At 45.5% G+C, this 15,161-nt stretch carries 13 protein-coding genes; 1 reads left to right on the top strand and 12 read right to left on the bottom strand.

The window, feature by feature from the left end; all coding sequences use genetic code 11:
• From AC787_RS00065 to AC787_RS00040, 6 genes are all read right to left on the bottom strand, one after another.
• Entirely contained in the window at positions 1-1,119 is a 1,119-nt protein-coding gene (locus AC787_RS00065) for an ABC transporter permease (RefSeq protein WP_054022919.1), read from the bottom strand.
• A gap of 32 nt (positions 1,120-1,151) precedes the next feature.
• The gene (locus AC787_RS00060; protein WP_054022918.1) at positions 1,152-2,087 is read right to left on the bottom strand and encodes an ATP-binding cassette domain-containing protein; all 936 of its coding nucleotides are present in this window, start codon (positions 2,085-2,087) and stop codon (positions 1,152-1,154) included.
• A gap of 125 nt (positions 2,088-2,212) precedes the next feature.
• Positions 2,213-3,346, bottom strand: a complete 1,134-nt coding sequence (locus AC787_RS00055) for a histidine kinase (protein WP_054022917.1) — start codon at positions 3,344-3,346, stop codon at positions 2,213-2,215.
• The gene (locus tag AC787_RS00050) at positions 3,347-4,003 is read right to left on the bottom strand and encodes a response regulator transcription factor (protein ID WP_054022916.1); all 657 of its coding nucleotides are present in this window, start codon (positions 4,001-4,003) and stop codon (positions 3,347-3,349) included.
• A 344-nt stretch (positions 4,004-4,347) separates the two neighbouring features.
• The gene (locus AC787_RS00045; RefSeq protein ID WP_054022915.1) at positions 4,348-5,244 is read right to left on the bottom strand and encodes an RCC1 domain-containing protein; all 897 of its coding nucleotides are present in this window, start codon (positions 5,242-5,244) and stop codon (positions 4,348-4,350) included.
• Between the two features lie 185 nt (positions 5,245-5,429).
• The gene (locus AC787_RS00040; RefSeq protein WP_054022914.1) at positions 5,430-6,272 is read right to left on the bottom strand and encodes a tyrosine-type recombinase/integrase; all 843 of its coding nucleotides are present in this window, start codon (positions 6,270-6,272) and stop codon (positions 5,430-5,432) included.
• 492 nt (positions 6,273-6,764) lie between these two features.
• Here AC787_RS00040 and AC787_RS00035 point away from each other — a divergent pair, with 492 nt between their 5' ends.
• On the top strand, positions 6,765-8,411 hold the full coding sequence (locus AC787_RS00035) for an RNA polymerase sigma factor (RefSeq protein ID WP_054022913.1): 1,647 nt from the start codon (positions 6,765-6,767) through the stop codon (positions 8,409-8,411).
• A gap of 386 nt (positions 8,412-8,797) precedes the next feature.
• Here the strand turns inward: AC787_RS00035 and AC787_RS00030 are convergent, their stop codons facing one another.
• From AC787_RS00030 to AC787_RS35250, 6 genes are all read right to left on the bottom strand, one after another.
• Entirely contained in the window at positions 8,798-9,238 is a 441-nt protein-coding gene (locus AC787_RS00030; RefSeq protein ID WP_152970550.1) for a hypothetical protein, read from the bottom strand.
• A 207-nt stretch (positions 9,239-9,445) separates the two neighbouring features.
• A complete protein-coding gene (locus AC787_RS00025) occupies positions 9,446-9,898 on the bottom strand; it encodes a hypothetical protein (RefSeq protein WP_054022911.1) in 453 nt (150 codons plus the stop codon).
• 456 nt (positions 9,899-10,354) lie between these two features.
• Positions 10,355-12,556 (bottom strand): hypothetical protein, encoded by a 2,202-nt coding sequence (locus tag AC787_RS00020; protein ID WP_054022910.1) that lies wholly within the window; start codon positions 12,554-12,556, stop codon positions 10,355-10,357.
• Positions 12,557-12,560: 4 nt separating this feature from the next.
• Entirely contained in the window at positions 12,561-13,334 is a 774-nt protein-coding gene (locus AC787_RS00015) for a hypothetical protein (protein WP_054022909.1), read from the bottom strand.
• A gap of 10 nt (positions 13,335-13,344) precedes the next feature.
• Positions 13,345-14,175: a vWA domain-containing protein gene (locus AC787_RS00010; RefSeq protein ID WP_054022908.1), complete on the bottom strand. Its 831-nt coding sequence runs from the start codon at positions 14,173-14,175 to the stop codon at positions 13,345-13,347.
• A gap of 267 nt (positions 14,176-14,442) precedes the next feature.
• Positions 14,443-14,940: an SMI1/KNR4 family protein gene (locus tag AC787_RS35250; protein ID WP_054022907.1), complete on the bottom strand. Its 498-nt coding sequence runs from the start codon at positions 14,938-14,940 to the stop codon at positions 14,443-14,445.
• Positions 14,941-15,161: the final 221 nt, after the last annotated feature.

Below are 15,161 nucleotides of genomic sequence, written 5' to 3'. Positions count from 1 at the left end.
TTACAATCCCTCCTTTCTGCGCATCATCGTTAATGCGATACCAAGCAAGACGACCGCGAAGCCGATATTTAACAGCATGGCGTTAACCGTTGCTGACAGACTACCTGCGTATATCATTTCTATAAGTGCTGCATTGGACCATTGCAGCGGAGAAAGAGAAGAGAGGGTTGCCATGATTCCCGTAGCCTTATCGACCGGGAAGTATGAACCGCCGAGAAAAGCAGCCAATTGGATAATAATCATAACAACAGTGCCTGATGCGTTACCTTTGATAATATAACTGAACCCGAGTCCCAAGCTCACAGCGAAAATGATTTCAGTAAAGAGCGTTAGAAACACTAGACCCAAATTTTCTCCCCAATAGGCATTAAACATGTATTTACTGATGAGCACTACGACAATTGTGAGTATTAAATTCAGCACGACAAGCCCCGCTAATTTACCCGCGAAAATTTCGATTTTCGTCACCGGTGAAGCAAGTAATCGAACAGCTGTGTTCCTTTTGCGTTCACCGTCTATTAATTGTGCGGCCGTCAAGGCGCTGTATAAAATAATCATTGTCGTAATCACTATAGCGAAATAGTCCATAGCTCCAGGTTTCCTTGTGGCATTCAGCGACTCCTCGACCACATAGCTTTCACCGCCGCTTCCGGTCATGATCGCATCCGCTTGCTCCGAGTCTGTACCTACTACTTCAGCCGCCAATCGGTAACGATCTGTAAAAGCTGTAAGCACACTCTTAGCAATATCGCTTTCAATCAAGCTTTGACTACTGCTGTAATACTTCAGCCCACTGTCCGAAATCTCGACGTAACCCGCATAGCGGTTGTTCTTCACTTCTATCTTCCCATCCGTCTTCTCGTCTGCCTTCTCGAGTTTAATGCCGGCTTGACGCATCTGCCCCGCGAAGTCATTCCAATATTTGGATAACTCACTCGATGAGCTATTATTCTTATAAAGTACGTTGATCTCTCCAACCGTTAAACTGCCATTAAAAGCATTCGTAAGCGCCGTTCCCAAAATAAGCATGGTTAATAGCGGAGAAACCACCAAGAACAAAAGCATTTTGGGATCGCGCATAACCTTTAACTCTTTGAGCATTATTCTGAATACATTCATTTCCCCTTCGCCTCCTTATCCCTTCTTTCTTATCAGTCCCGCAGGCTTCTTCCAGTCAATGTCAAGAACACTGTCTCCAAACTAGGCTCATTCTCTTCCACTGAACGTATTTCAATATCGTCCGCCATCAACTGCTGGATGATCCGGTTCAAATTATTGACCTCGGAATCAGAGGTGATCTTAACGATTCGGTCCTCCACTTCCACCCGGTTAACGCCAGCAATTCCCTCCAGTTTGTTCTTATCCAGATTTTCCGCCGAGCGGACCTCGATACCTATATTTTTCTGATTCGTAATGATGGCCTTTAATTGACCTTTCGTACCTTCCGCGATGATCTTGCCGTGGTCGATAATGGCGATTCTTGTACAAATCTCCTCGACCTCCTCCATGTAATGGCTGGTGTAGATGATCGTACAGCCCAATTCATTCAGTTTCTTCACGGAACCAAGAATATAGTTGCGAGATTGCGGATCAATCCCCACCGTTGGCTCATCCATGATAAGCAGCTTTGGCCGATGGGCGATTGCACAGGCTATGTTCAATCTTCGCTTCATGCCGCCTGAGAAATTTTTGGGATAGCTTTTGTGCTTGTCGCCAAGTCCTACGAATGCTAGAGCTTCGATCACACGCTGCTTTAGCTCGGCCCCTCTAAGTCCGTATAATCCGGCGAAAAAATGAACGTTCTCGTAAGCTGTCATATCCTCATAAATAGCCATTTCCTGCGGCACAATCCCTATGTTCATCTTCGCGAATTTGCTATGCTTAGCGATACTCTTGCCAAGAACTTCGATTTCACCCTTGGTAACCCGAAGCAGAGAGGCGATCATGTTAATGGCCGTACTCTTACCTGCTCCATTCGCACCCAGAAATCCGAATATCTCGCCTTCCTTCACAGACATCGTGATATTGTCCACAGCAATAAAATCCCCAAATTTCTTCGTAAGCTGCTTAATTTCAAGTACATTCATCCGTAACACTCCCGTTTCGTCTTTAGGATAATGTAATTGTAATAAAAAAGGATGCCCCTGTGACAGTGCACAAGTTCATCCTTAACCCCTGAGAATCTTCCTATCTAATCATCGTAAATCTCATCTTATCCGTGAGGAATTAATGTAGTGACACTGAAGCCTCTTGAGCCATCGAAAATAATCGTACCATTTACGCTTGCTGCGCGTTCTTCCATGCCGATTATTCCTAAGCCTTTTATCACCTTCTGCGCTCCTTTGCCGTTGTCCGATACTTCGACCTTAATCAAGGTTCTCAGGACCTCAATATGGATGGAGATGAAAGTAGCGTTTGAATATTTCATGGCATTGGTCAACGCTTCCTGGGTGTTCTCCTGAATGACCTTCCACTGGATTGGAGTAATGATGTCGACATTACCTTCATGGGTGAGAGAGGTCCTGACCGTATGTTTCGCTGAAAATTCATCAATGAATAATTTCATTCGATTCATTCCGAGTTGCTCTGTCGGCGGCTTCATATTCTTAAGCACAAGGCGGATACTCTCGATCCCATCCTTGGAGATATGGATTGCATTCTGCAGCAACTCCGCCGATTTGTTCGGATCGGAGGTGAACAAGCGCTTCGAGGCTTCCATCTGGATCAAAGCACCCGTCATCGAATGTCCGATTTTATCATGAATTTCCTGGGACAGTCGGTTACGTTCCTCCAGCTTAATCGTATAATCGGACTGTCTAATATATTCTTTATTCTCATTTAGACTCTTAGTCAACAGCTGGATATGTTCGTTTCTATTTTCTATGTCCTCTTTGAGGTCTGCAATTTTGCTTATGTAGGTGTTTAGCAAGAGGTAGTAGAGGAAACTTAGCATCGCAACGAGACCATATGTAACCGATATGGCTTGAGATTCTTGAGACAGCAACAATAGTGGAACCAGCATGAGAAATAGAATAATTCCGCGTTTACGCAGGTATATAGTGAATAGCTCGTATATGTTCAGAGGCAACAGGAGTAAAAATAAGGGTTGGATGTATGACGAGGACGCTGCGATAACCAGCATGGACAGCAAAAGCACGATCGTCGTAATACTAACCTTTTTAGCGATATGAATGGAAATATTCAAACACAGGTAGAGGAGGATGAACAACATATACCATGGTGAAATCGAACCTACAGATACATAGGATTGAATGACCACATAGCTTAAGAAAATCGCTTTTATGCCCATTGTCCAGAGTTCTAAAGGGGTTCCCCTCTCCGTCATTTAATTCACTTCCCCGGTCAGAAAATAAATCGCGATTTGTGTACGATGCGTAAGACCCTTCTTGCCTAGAATAGAAGTAATGTGGTTGGCAATGGTGCCCTCTGAGATGAACAGCTTCTTCGAGATTTCACGATTAGAAAGCCCCTTTGCGATGAGGGACATAATGTCGTGCTCTCTATCCGTGAATAAACTTCTATCGATCTTACTCCCTCTATCTTCTTTCTTATCTTTATCCTTGTCCGGTAGCAAACTAGATTTCAGCTTATCCAGCACAGCATCCTGCAACACATTATGTCCGTTGTATACCGTTATAATGGCATCCCGAATCCGCTCCGGTTCGTTATTCTTGAGCAGATATCCCTTCGCCCCGTTGCGGAATGTATCGAGAATAAACGCCTCGTCATCGAACGTGGTCAGGATTAGTGATTTGGTTCTTGTCTGCTCGGAGATCAGTTTGGTCGCTTCCACACCATTCATATTGGGCATCTGCACATCGAGCAGTGCCACGTCTACTTCATTCTCCCGGCAGAAATCCACGGCTTCTTGACCATCCTGAACCGTCGCCAATATCTCGAACTCATCGAAGGTGGCCAGTATGATCTTCATGCCTTCGCGGATAAAGGGATTGTCATCTGCAATAATGACCTTTATTTTCAACGCTTCTCACTCTCCGTTCACCGCTATTTATCAACATCCATCACCCTTAGCTTGAGCTAGAGCATATATGAAGGTAGAGCTATCATGATATCTTTGGGACGGTACGGTTCGGTTCTTTGTCATATTCATTTATTAGTATAGCATTTTCCTTTTTGTTCTAATAAATAAATATTGATAAGCTAATAGATGGAATAGTTCAACAAGGCTGCCGTTTCATACCGGCTGTCTCGTCCTGATGATTGTTACACTATCGTTGCCCGTTAGTTTAATACCTTCTCGTAACATTCCCGTATTCACGACGCCCCACCGACTTAAGGCTTTATATGTATTATTAATATTGAAAACTAATTGCCGGGCAGTTGGATGCCACGCCAGCCGCTTACATCGCATTGGCCATATCCATTATCACCCACAGCAACCACCGTGCCGTCCGATTTAAGGCCGAGAGTATGAGCGCAACCCGCCGCAACCGCCACAATATCGCGCCAGCCACTTACATTGCATTGGCCATGCTCATTCCTACCCACAGCCGCCACCGTTCCGTCAGATTTAAGCCCGATTGTATGATTACTACCCGCTGCTATCGCCACAATACCGCGCCAGCCGCTTACATCGCATTGGTCATGCTTATTCCAACCCACAGCCGCCACCGTGCCGTCAGATTTAAGCACGACGGTATGAAGGTAACCCGCCACTGCCGCCACTATGTCGCGCCAGTCGCTTACATTACATTGGCCATACCGATTATTACCCACAATCGTCACCGTGCCGTCCGATTTAAGCCCGACGGTATGCCAGTCACCCGCCGCTACCGCCACCATATCACGCCAGTCGCTTACATTGCATTGGCCTTCATTATTTCGACCTACAGCCACCACCGTGCCATCCGATTTAAGCCCGACGGTACGACGCCAACCCGCCGCAATCGCTACAATATCGCGCCAGTCGTTTACATCACATTGGTCATGCTTATTCCAACCAACAGCCGTCACCGTGCCGTCAGATGTAAGACCGATTGTATGAGCATTACCCGTGTTCGTCGCCATATGAACATTACCAGCCGCAACCGCCACAATATCGCGCCAGCCGCTTACATCACATTGGCCATATTTATTATCACCCACAGCCGTCACCGTTCCGTCCGATTTAAGACCAACGGTATGACGACGACCCGCCGCTATGGTATCTTTAGGCCATCGTTTCACCTTTAACGCCGCTTCAATCGGTGAAGTGTAATCCATGTTTTACCTCCTTGAAAACTAGACCTATTTTATTATCAGGTCATGCTCCTTGCGAACTTCGCAAACACCTCAACATTTTAAATATTTCGCGCATCCATTAAACTATCCTGCCCTTTAGTTGAGTAACTGCCGCTAATATTCTGAATAAAGTACCGTTAATTAATGGGTCAACAAGGTACTATATGCTAAAAGAAACGGCGATATAGCTCACGTCTCCGCTCTCCACGTAGCTGAGCATATATCTGAGTGGTTGATGCTTTCTCATGACCTAGCATGCCTTGGATGAAATCCAAAGGCGCTCCGTTATCCAGCAGTTGACAAGCATAGGTGTGGCGAAATCGATGCGGATATACATTAGCTTCAATCTCTCCTCGAACTGCAAGCCGCTTTAATGACCACCTGATAGTGGGGATAGCCATACGACGGGTAGGATAAGACTCCGTCACAAACAACGCCTTACAGGAGTCCTCTCGACTGACTAGATACTTCTTCAACCAAACCTTGAACTTGGTGGTGAAGTAAACTTCCCTCTGTTTCGAACCCTTACCATTGACAATCGCAGAGCAATTGTCCCAATTTAGGTCTTCAATATTTATCTTCTGAACCTCACCAACCCGGCAGCCGGTAGTGTGCAGGAACTCAAGGAGAGCTCGTTCCCGCAGGGATAGACAAGAGATCTTTAAATGAATCACATCTTCCTCGATTAAAAACTTTGGAATACGCTTATCCATTTTTGGTTCTCTTAACTTTAGAGAAGGGTTTGAAGCAAGATATGCTTCTTCGTATGCGAAGCGAAAAAGAGAGCGAACATAGCGAATACGATGGCCCAAGCTGCTTGGTTTTAAGCGGCCGGATTGCTTCGCCAAGTATTCCTTTAGCAACTGTAGAGTAACCTCTGTAATATCAAGATCGCCAAATTCAGAAACCAACATCTTTAGCTGCAAGGCGTATGCTTTTAGTGTGTTTGGACTAAATCCCTGAATCTGCTTATCGGCTACATACAGTCTCCACAATTCAACTAAAATCATAATAAAACCTCCCATTAGACCTAATAAATTTAGGTTTGCTTCTAATGAGAGGTTTTAATCTATTGTATTGAACTAGAGTTCCCCGTTAGTTTAATGAACCTCTATTATGCATTTGAATAATTAATCGAGACCACTCCTGGTTTACCTACGGAACGAAGGAGTACCCCAAGTACCCGAAGAAGAACTTCGGCTCGTGCTCCTAATTTGTATCCTCCCTTAGTTGAACGGAAAAAAGTATCATTATATACTAAAAGTGAGACCTTTACATCTAAAGTAATCTTCAGCTTGTTTAATTCTTTTCCAATATACTCAACAAAAAGTTCATAACGTCTCTTTAACCATTCAAATGACCTACTCATGATGTTTGTAATTATACATGTATGAGTGATCCGGTAGGACGTCCAAATTTTTTTTGAAAATATCCCAACCTTTATTTCGCCTGGCACACTATTTGATTGTCAGGAATTACAGATACAACTACGGAGGAAAAAGATGGATTCAATCGGGAAGAACGGAAAAGAAGCGGCGGAAGCCATTCGGAATTATGTCAAGCCGATTTTCGGTTTTGCGTTGAACCGGGTCAAGCAGCGGGCGGAGGCGGAGGATCTGGCTCAGGAGATTATGCTGCAGTTGTTGAAATCCTTCTCCGGGGTGCGGGACATTAGATGCCTTGAGGCTTACGTCTGGACGGTTGCCCGATACACTTGGGTGAATTGGTTGAAAAAGCGTGCGCACGCTCCCCAAGCGATCGAAATCAACGGCATGTCCGAACTGTCGGCCGCCCCTTCCCGGGAGCCGCTTGACCGGCTGCTGGTAACCGAAGCTTACCGCGAGCTGCGCCGGGAAGTCGCGTTTCTGTCCGACATCCATCGCCGGATCGTGGTCATGCATTACTACGACGAGCTTAAAATCGGCGATGTCGCGATTGCTCTGAACATTCCTGTCAACACGGTGAAGTGGCATTTGAGCGAGGCCAAAAAGGAGTTAAGAAAAGGGATGAAACGTATGCGTGCAACAGGAACTTTAAGTGTCAATCCGGTCAGCATGGGGGAAATGGGCCATTCCGGTTCGGCCGGCAGACTGGGCGAAACCAACGATTTTCTTGGACGCGCCTTGGCGCAAAATATCGTTTACGCGGCTTATCACAAGGCGCGTACCGTACATCAAATCGCGGAGGAGCTCGGAATGCCGCCGTCTTTGCTGGAAGGCGAAGTCCGGCACCTGGCCGATTACAATTTTCTCATCCAAACCTCTCCCGGCAAATATCAAAGCAATACCATCGTCTGGGACCTCTTCGAGTTGGTCGTAGCCGGTCATCGATTCTGGCAAGATTGCGCCGCCGAAGTGGCCGATGTTCATTTCGACGCATTAATGGAAGTTCGCCGGCAAGTCGAGGATAGCGGAGTGTACGTTCCGGACGGCGACTATAACTTCCTGCTCTGGACCTTGCTGCCCAAGAACGTCGAGGAGCAATCTTGGCGGAGCATGCCGGCGGGCGACAACTTCGATGCGGTCGCACCAATGCGAAAGGACGGAGGGCAGTATATTGCCTATGCGGCGTTGAACCGGAGCCGCAATGCCGATCCGGGTTTTGATTTGAGTAGTTACGTCACCTTCGGTCCGTCGCTCCGCTACGTCGAAGACACTCCCTTATACTTGTGGCAATTCAATACGTACTGGAGCGACCGCCAGGTGGATTGGCGTTTCCTGGAATACCGGAATGTCGAGATTTGTCATGCGTTCCAACAAGGGGAACTGCCCGACAACGAAGAGAACAGCGAGCAATATTCGTTCCTGCTGGAGAAGGGGTACATCCGCAAGACGGAGGAGGGGTACAAATTCAATGCGGTTTGGATCGACTCTCCGCAAACGTTGGATCGGTTGAACAAGGCAATGCCGGATTTGTCCGCTCTGTATGCGCCTGCTGTCGGCAAGCTCTACGATAAAATGCTCAAGCTGTTCCTGCAAAATCAGCCGAAGCATTTGGAGCCGCAGCTTGCTTACATGGTGAGAGGCAATACCGGCGGAGGCCGGCTGGTCGCTTATATTTTGAAGCATTTGATCGATAACGGGAAGTTGAAACCGCCGTTGCCGCACCAGCAGAAGACGATTTCAACCTGGATGGGGCCGGTCAAGTAAGTCGGTTCGGAAATGTATACGAAGAATGGCCGTTCCCGGGTGGTGGCCATTTTTACACAAAACTCTGTCTGTCCAACGAAGTGATTAGGACATCGCTATTGCACCACGGCCCCCTCCTGAACGTATGAAAATGATTAAAAACCACCCATGACGCATGTGCGTCATGGGTAGTTTTTAATCGCAATCGTATCTGCCGGATTTCTCCTTTACCTGACGATTTTTAATCTTTCTTGTCCGCAACCAACCGTGAGAGGCCAGATGCTCCACATACTCAGCAGATCTATTCAGCAAAACTGCCCGTTAGCTTAACCGAAGAAAGGAGCAGCTGCCGCAGCAAACTGCTCCATTTTTGTTCAACTATTGTATCCCGTTAGTTTAACAAAAAATTATTTTATTTCTTTTATATCATTGCCGTTGGCTGGTCTATTAGTAAAAGCAAACCAAACCTTATCTTTAGGATTAATCTGTACTAATTTTGCATATTCCCCTTGAACAGAAATGCCTTGGACATTCTCATTAGGTTTAACAACAGCAGTTATGTAAAATGGAAGCCTCATTTCAGCTGTTGCTATATAACCACCTTCTTGAAGGTCAATAGAACCACTGCCAGTTATCCATTCCCATTTACTTTGATTATTTTTTATAAATCCTACGTTTAATGTTTGCTCTTTTTCATAAAAAATGATTACTACATTATCTTTAACTTCAAAATGCCACACAGAGTCAAAAGTAATGTTGTTTTCAACCATAATTTTCTTAAATTGCTCTTCTAATGTTGGTGTTTTTTTGGGTGAACACGCTGTTGAAATACTTACTAATAAAAACATTGCAAAAAATAATATTTTGATCTTGTTCAGAATACTACCCCCTCATTTTCTAGAGTGAATTTTTATTAAAATATAGCATAATTATCAAGAACATTCGTGATGTTTCTATTTAAACTAAACTGCCCGTTAGCTCAACGAGGCTGACGTTTTATGCCGGCAGCCTCGTCTTAGTGTTTATGGAGCTAACGTTCCCCGTTAGCTCAATGATTAATTAGAATTATCGTCCGTAAGGCCATAAGTATTGTTAATTGCCGTGGAATAATTATCCCAATTAAAGTAGAAAGGGCCTATGTCTATTTTTTTATTCTCACCTTCTAATATAAAATCTCTCCWGATGACAATATCCCCCTCTTTATCAATCTTAACTGAAATAAATCCACATTCCTCATCTCCACATAAAGGACAAACTAAAATGGGATACCTGTAGTACAAATATTCGTGGGGTTGCCTTAAAAGAAAATAATCAATCATTTGCCGTTGATTATCACTTGTGCCCCAGCCTAATGCGGGGACCATGTCATATTTCCTGAGCCTATTGTATATCGATTTGCCATCAACAATAATGTCAGCAAATTGAGTATTCTTATTCCCATCTTGATTTGAGTCAAGCTCCTCATATCGGCTTGATAGTTTAGTGTCTAAGTGATTTATTATTATCATTTTACCCCCCACTTACTGGACAAACTAATATTTCCGTCCAAAATTATAACACTCTTTTTTGACCTGGTGCTTTATCGTATCCTGCCCGTTAGCTCAACGAGACGCCGATTTATGTTGGCAGCCTCGTCCTGGTGATTGTTAAGCTATAGTTTCTCGTTAGTTCAACGACTTTAGATTCTTGAAATTATTCTCAATTAAACTTCTCATAACTTTTAATAATAAGAATCGGTCTTTTTTGTTGGCTAATTGTACCTTCTGGTATAAATGCAAGTCGGTCATTATGTGTAGCGATTTGTTTTTCAGTCATTTTTTTTTGCACATCATTAGGTACTGATCTAATCCATCCATCTACCAGCCTCTTTCGTTTGCTTATCTTATTCGTCGTTTATTTTGGCGGCGACCTAACAATCCCCTCCCGGCTACCGGAAGGGGATGCTATCTTAGGATGATGGTAGTTTACCCTCGAAACAGGAATACTTGCTTTACGTACCTTACAAAATGAACATCCATGTACGATTCCATTCGTTTGTTTAGATCGCGATATTCCTCGAGTTTGTCTGAATGGCGTTTGCTTCGTTCATCGATCTGCATATCAAAGTGATGAAGCTCGTTCTCAAGCCGGATTCTGGCAGCCTCCACTTCCTTCGTTAAGGAATCCAGCTCAGGATGGTGGGCCTGCTTGATCACATTTAACCTTTCCTGTGCTACGGTTTTATACGTTTGTTCCGCATCGGTTAATTTCGACTTCCGATCCTTATACTTTAACGCTATGGCGGAGATTTCACTGCGAGGAAGGACTGCAGGAACTTTAGTTCGATACCTGCGTTCGATTTTTCTTTTCCAGTCGACCAGCGCCTTCGCTTGAGATCGGCTCATGCCTACATGAACCGAACCGCCGTTTTTTAAAATCAAATATGCCCTATCGATTTGTTTGCGGCCATAGGACTGATTGATCGTAATGTCCATAAAATCGGCCGGCGTACGAATGCCGTTCGTTCTTAAACGGCGTTTCATCTCATCGTCGATATCTGGAATTTTATCCTGGCTAATCTTATGTTTGATTATTTGCTCTTCCAGCCATGTTTTTTGGAACGAGGCCAGTTTGCTGGACAGCTCCGTTTTTTCCTCTTGGTCAATGGTCCGTCTTTCGCCAACTAACCCGCTTAAATGAATATGAAGCTCCTTCTCCACCGCTTCCGTTGCATGCCCTTCCCGAGAAACCGCTTCTTCGAGCCTTTGTACGCAATCGTATATCGATTCCTCTTCAATTTGACTAAAATTTTGTTTGATATCGTTCAATTCGTTCAGTTCGCTTCTCAATTCGGATAGGGCAAGCTCCAGCCTCTTTATGTTTTCGTACGTGGCTCTCTTTTCCTGGACGGCGGGAACCTTCCCATAACGCCAGCTTAAAAAGGCCATTTCCGTTCCAAAACCTATAATCGAACAGAAGAGTAGCGCTGCGACCGGGGCACTGCTGTACAAAGTAGCCGCGGCTGACGCTGCTGCGAGTAAAATCAGGTAGGAAACGAAGCTTTCCTGCAAGAACAAATACGTTGATCGCTTCTTGTGCGGCGTCGCTTCCAACGTAATATGGTCCAAGACCCACGACGCTCCACCAGAATACAAAGTTTCTGGCGGCGATATGGCGACAGCCTTCCGCGGATTCCGCTTTAAGAGCCGATCATACAAGACGGTTAGTGAAGTTCTAAATGCCGTATTTTTAGAGAAGGCCGAGATATGGAGGCTTGAAGGCTGCATAGCCTTCTCCTCCGAATCGGGATCGGGGAGTCTAGGCACCTCCGGCACTTCCACTGTCGCGAATGCGCGAAGGGAGTTTGCTGCCTTTCGTACCGCTTCTTCTTCAACAAGCGCCAGCAATTCGAACGCCCGTGATGCATCTGGACTAACAAAGTCATTCCGTCGAAAAAGAAGGCTTTCCTCCGGCTCTCCCTCTTCAAGCGAATGCCATAATGAGGGATCGGCACAAACAGCTGCGATCGATATCCAAACTACCCATGCCGAAAAGTGATCGATATAGGGGCCGAAATGCCCTTCATTCCTTCCCGGGTGTTGATAGTTTCGATGACCGAGCTCGTTGCTTGGCATGCCGTTTAAAGCGGGGACATACATCCCGTCGTAGTCGATCAGAATGATTTCATTCTTCTTGATCAATATATTTCCATGCTGCAAGTCGCCATGCCCAATATTGGCCGAGCACAGCTCGCGGGTCATTATTATCCATTTATCGGAGAGTTCTTGCAGCAGGTCGGCACGATGCAAATTCCGCCCCATGTAATCGAGCAGCGACTCTCCTTCCACCCACTGCATTTTCACGATCGGAAACCACTGACCGTTAATGTTGATGCCTTCGGAAAGATATTCGAATGGGACGAGATAAGGAAGAGGATTGGAGCGTAAATGCAAGCTGATGGCATCGTAACGGATCTTCTGATCCTTTACATTGTTAGTGAAGCACCTGACCGCCCACTCTTGCTCACCGCACTTCAGTTTGTATACGCTGGCGAAGCTTCCCGATATCGGACGGGGCAGGCCGAGCTTATCCAATTCAGGGTGGCCGGCCTGCAGATCCTGGTCCTTGAAACAGATACGCGGATTTTGGATTACTTCCCTATAATCCTGCGGAGTGGGCCAGAACATCGCCTCACGTCCCTTTAACCAGTTTTAGACGAATGAACGTAACGTCATCGTTCCTTAGATAGAAATAGCCTTCACGGTGAGGCCGCCGTCTTTCTTCATGCACGAGATGGTTAAAGTCACGCTCGCCGGCTAGCTTATGTATTAGCCTTATCACGCTGCGATCTTCCTTGTAACGAGTCAATAGCCAACAGGCTAGGGCATCGGTCATCAACCAGAACGCGTCTCCCGCTTCGGCGGTACCGCTCCATTTGTGAACAAACGCTTTAATCTGGACGTTATTGGCCGCGTTACTCGAGATGAGAACCGGTCGACGTTGAAAATCATCGGCTGTGCTTAAAGGAAATGAGGCGATCATCGTATCCCCTCGAACATGAAAAATACAGCTGTCGCCGACCGCGATCGCGTCAAATGCCGCGGATTCGGCATCCATCGCAAATCGAAACGTGATCCCCGCTAATGTGGAAAACGCCCCGCTGCTGAGCTTCTCTTGCGCATACCAGGGGAGACTTTTGCCGTTGGTTTTTTTCTGCCAGGCTTTCGATAATGGGGAGACTGATCTATGGATCTGCATACCGCCGAATCTGCCAAAGCAATAACCGCTTGCGAGCAAATTCGCCCACAGGTCAGCATATGAGGACTCACTAGCCCCATCGGCTATGGCGAATCTACAAATTGTCGTCTCCTTGTGAACATGTGTGCTGTTATGGGAGGCATCTTCGTATTCATCGCTGCGATTTCCTCCCTTCGGCAATAAAAAACATTCGCTTTCGATTCGCATAACTAAAGCCCTACCGCAGATTGGCCGGACGCGTTCCGATATCAAGCGCCTGGATTACGAGAGTTAAATCCGCATTGAGCACAAAACCTCTCGCTCCATCAGAAAGATTCAAGTCGTATTCCTGATTGGAGACTCGGATCATAAAAGACGTCAGCGGACTTGAGCCTTCGTAAAGCACCCTGGAATACGCGTCGGGCAGTGCATCCGCTGTTTCCGGAAAGCGGAGCTCCACCGCGCTCGGACTATCGGAAATGTGCAGGTTGAATAGCAGTACATTTCCGTCATCCGTCGATAGCGCTCTTAGCTGTTCCATTTCAAGTGTCGGATCGCCGTCGGTCGATTCCCCGTCCGTGATATGAATGACAACCGGCGGAAAACAATGCGTGTACTCACTGATCCAATGAGTCAAAACGGTATGAGCCGTTCTCATCGCTTCGCACATCGGCGTGCCCCCGTTTGCTACGGGCTCAAACCAGACCGGAAACTTGACGAGTTGATCAACCAGCCCTCCTGCCCCATCCGGCACTTTTTTCAAACGCTTATCCAGCTTTGATGGGTTATCGGCAATTTCGCTAATCGGCACCACTTCTTTCCCCGCTAAAACACCTCCGAACGCCGGACCGACACCGGCGCCATAGCCAATTACGCCAACATGATAGTAATCACGTATCCCTTCCGACTTCGCGCACTTGATAACGAGATTTTGCAATAACCGGTTGATGGCGTCCGAAACGCTCTCGGACTTAGTGCTTGCCCCGAACGGATCAGACATCGATCCGGATTGGTCGATAATAAACAAGATACACGACGGATTCGAACGGCTAATTTCTGCTGAATACATGCGCTCACCCCTCACAATAGGTACATGTTTATTCCTATTCGAAAGGAGACAAAGAATTGACAATTAAAAAGCAGCTGGCGCAAAAGAACTGCGACAGCTGCTTAATTTATGGATTTTACCGCTCCCGGTTACGCGATTGGTTTATGTCTCAATAAAATAAGGATATGTTAAATCCCAATGTTGATTTATGACTAATAAAAAAGGCGGTTTATTGTACTATCGTTCCTCACTAGCTCAAAATCTAAAGAGTATTTATTTTAGAATTTCTCAATTGGAGATATGCTGTTTTAATCTCCCATAATAATGATATGGTTTCTCGTTTGAACCCCAAGCCCAGAATAAATCCCCATTGTACATCAGAAATCTTTCGAGCCATCTTTCGAAATTCAAACCAATCTCCTTAGCACTATCAACAAACAACTTGTTACTCCAAAGTAAGTAGTTGTTTTCTGCTTGTTCATTCGAATACACGTTAGAATTGATAAAAAGCATATCTCCGTTTTCACTTCCGATTGGAAACCATCCTCTCGGTATTAGCTCCTTATAGTTGTACTCGATATAATGCTGATATATCTCATTTAATCCAAAAATGTCAAACCCATCTCCATATTTAGGATGGCAGAATAGCTGAACCCCGTTATGTAGCATAAGAAACAACTTAAAGTCTTTAGGAAGTATGATTCCATGTTCATATTGAAAACTCTCTATATCTTTAATATCCGCAGGAGGGAAGAAATAACTGACTAAATTTTCGGTGTACCCCATTCACGCTGTACTAGTAACATGTTATCTTCGCTTAGCCTCTTTAGATATGTTTCCACTCGACGAACTCTATTGTACTACATATTGGAATTGTACTGCCCTAGCCGGTTGCAGTCGTGATATTCCAAACTAACGTTCCCCGTTAGCTCAATGATTAATTAGAATTATCGTCCGTAAGGCCATAAGTATTGTTAATTGCCGTGGAATAATTATCCCAATTAAAG

This window comes from Bacillus sp. FJAT-28004 (assembly GCF_001280845.1).
Lineage (GTDB): Bacteria > Bacillota > Bacilli > Paenibacillales > Paenibacillaceae > Pristimantibacillus.
This window is presented reverse-complemented; position numbering and strand designations above follow the sequence as displayed.

Coding starts and splice junctions, on each gene's coding strand:
- AC787_RS35250 (WP_054022907.1), bottom strand. CDS start 14,940: ATGGGGTACACCGAAAATTTAGTCAGTTATTTCTTCCCTCCTGCGGAT.
- AC787_RS00040 (WP_054022914.1), bottom strand. CDS start 6,272: ATGATTTTAGTTGAATTGTGGAGACTGTATGTAGCCGATAAGCAGATT.
- AC787_RS00030 (WP_152970550.1), bottom strand. CDS start 9,238: ATGTTTTTATTAGTAAGTATTTCAACAGCGTGTTCACCCAAAAAAACA.
- AC787_RS00010 (WP_054022908.1), bottom strand. CDS start 14,175: ATGTATTCAGCAGAAATTAGCCGTTCGAATCCGTCGTGTATCTTGTTT.
- AC787_RS00020 (WP_054022910.1), bottom strand. CDS start 12,556: ATGTTCTGGCCCACTCCGCAGGATTATAGGGAAGTAATCCAAAATCCG.
- AC787_RS00045 (WP_054022915.1), bottom strand. CDS start 5,244: ATGGATTACACTTCACCGATTGAAGCGGCGTTAAAGGTGAAACGATGG.
- AC787_RS00065 (WP_054022919.1), bottom strand. CDS start 1,119: ATGAATGTATTCAGAATAATGCTCAAAGAGTTAAAGGTTATGCGCGAT.
- AC787_RS00055 (WP_054022917.1), bottom strand. CDS start 3,346: ATGACGGAGAGGGGAACCCCTTTAGAACTCTGGACAATGGGCATAAAA.
- AC787_RS00035 (WP_054022913.1), top strand. CDS start 6,765: ATGGATTCAATCGGGAAGAACGGAAAAGAAGCGGCGGAAGCCATTCGG.
- AC787_RS00015 (WP_054022909.1), bottom strand. CDS start 13,334: ATGCGAATCGAAAGCGAATGTTTTTTATTGCCGAAGGGAGGAAATCGC.
- AC787_RS00060 (WP_054022918.1), bottom strand. CDS start 2,087: ATGAATGTACTTGAAATTAAGCAGCTTACGAAGAAATTTGGGGATTTT.